The 1,990-nt window shown below is 67.3% G+C and carries 1 protein-coding gene; it reads left to right on the top strand.

Translation table 11 applies throughout. The features are described from left to right. Nucleotides 1-1,990: UPF0182 family protein (locus tag AZG88_RS35625; protein ID WP_061700442.1), on the top strand; the 1,990-nt coding region annotated here is incomplete at both ends.

Genomic DNA, 1,990 nt, shown 5'->3' with positions numbered 1-1,990 from the left:
CGTGGCTGTTCATCGCGGTGTTCCTGGCGTTGCTGATCGGCCTGGGAACCCACTACCTGTTCGGCGGCATCCGGCTGGCACCGAGCAAGGACCACGTCATCGAGGTGTCCCGGCCGGCGCGCATCCAGCTTGCGGTGTTCGCGGGCACGTTCATCGCGCTGAAGGCGGCGTCCTACTGGCTCGACCGGTACTCCTTGTTGTGGAGCGGCCGGAAGGAGCCCACCTTCACTGGGGCCGGATACACCGACATCAACGCGGTGCTGCCGGCCCGGTTGATCATGGTCGCGATCGCGGTGCTGTGCGCGGCGGCGTTCTTCGCCGCGATCGCGGTGCGGGACCTGCGGATCCCGGCGATGGCCACGGCACTGCTGGTGCTCTCGGCGATCCTGGTCGGCGGAATCTATCCGGCGCTGATCGAGCAGTTCTCGGTCCGCCCGAATGCCGCCGACCGGGAGAGTCCCTACATCGCACGCAACATCGCCGCGACCCGGCAGGCCTACGGAATCGGCCCGGACCGGGTCGACTACCTCGACTACCCCGGGGTGGGCACCCGGTCGCCCCGGGACATTCCCGCCGACGTCACCACGATCGCCAACGCCCGCCTGCTGGACCCGACCGTGCTCTCGCGCACCTTCACCCAGCAGCAACAGCTGAAGAACTTCTACGGTTTTCCCGAGCACCTCAACATCGACCGCTACACCATCGACGGACAACTCACCGACTACATCGTCGCGGCCCGCGAGCTCTCCCCGAACAGCCTCAGCGGCAACCAGACCCAGTGGATCAACCGGCACACCGTCTACACCCACGGCAACGGGTTCATCGCCGCCCCCGCCAATAGGGTCAACGCCGCCGTCCGCGATGTCGCCGGGCAGAGCGCGAGCAGTGACAGCGGGTATCCGATCTATGCGGTCAGCGATATCGCCTCCCAGTTGGGCGGCGACCAGGTGATCCCGGTCGAGCAACCGCGCATCTACTTCGGTGAGGTGATCGCGCAGGCGGACCCGGACTACGCCATCGTCGGAGGCCCGGAGGGTGCGCCGCCGCGCGAGTACGACACCGACACCGCCCAGTACACCTACACGGGCACCGGTGGGGTGCCGGTGGGTAGTTGGGTCAACCGGTTGGCGTTCGCCGCGCGGTACGCCGAACGCAACATCCTGTTCTCCGGCGCCATCGGGTCCGAGTCGAAGATCATCTTCAACCGGGACCCGGCCGCCCGGGTTGAACACGTCGCCCCGTGGCTGACCACCGACTCCAACCCGTATCCGGCGGTGGTCGGTGGCCGGATCGTGTGGATTGTCGACGGCTACACCACCGCCGCGCACTACCCGTACTCGCAGGTCGGCTCACTCACAGCGCCGGTCGTCACCGACACCGGCCGCACCTCGCCCCCCGAGCACGTGTCCTATGTGCGGAATTCGGTGAAGGCTACCGTCGACGCCTACGACGGCACCGTCACCCTCTACCAGGTCGACGAGAACGACCCAGTCCTGCGGGCGTGGATGAGCGTGTTCCCCGGCACCGTGCAGCCGCCGAACGCAATCCCGACCGAGCTGCGCGCGCACTTCCGCTACCCCGAGGATTTGTTCCGCCTGCAGCGGGACCTGCTGGCGAAGTACCACGTCGATGATCCGCGGGAGTTCTTCACTACCAACGCGTTCTGGTCGGTGCCCAGCGATCCGACCGCCGACACCGGTGGGGAGCAGCCGCCGTACTACGTTCTGGTCGGCGACGCCGGTACCGCGGCCCCGTCCTTCCGGCTCACCAGCGCCATGGTCGGCTTCAACCGCGAATTCCTCTCCGCCTACCTCTCGGTGCACTCCGACCCCGAAAACTACGGCAGGATCGATATTCTGCGGTTGCCGACGGACACCCAGACCCAGGGCCCGCGGCAGACCCAGAACTCGATGATCTCCGACACCCGCGTCGCCTCCGAGCGCACCCTGCTCGAGCGGTCCAACCGGATCTACTACGCCAACCTGCTGAC

It is taken from the genome of Rhodococcus sp. LB1 (assembly GCF_001583455.1).
In the GTDB taxonomy this organism is placed as follows: Bacteria; Actinomycetota; Actinomycetes; order Mycobacteriales; family Mycobacteriaceae; genus Rhodococcus_F; species Rhodococcus_F opacus.
The sequence above is the reverse complement of the archived record's forward strand: the minus strand, read 5'-3'. Positions and strand labels throughout refer to the sequence as shown.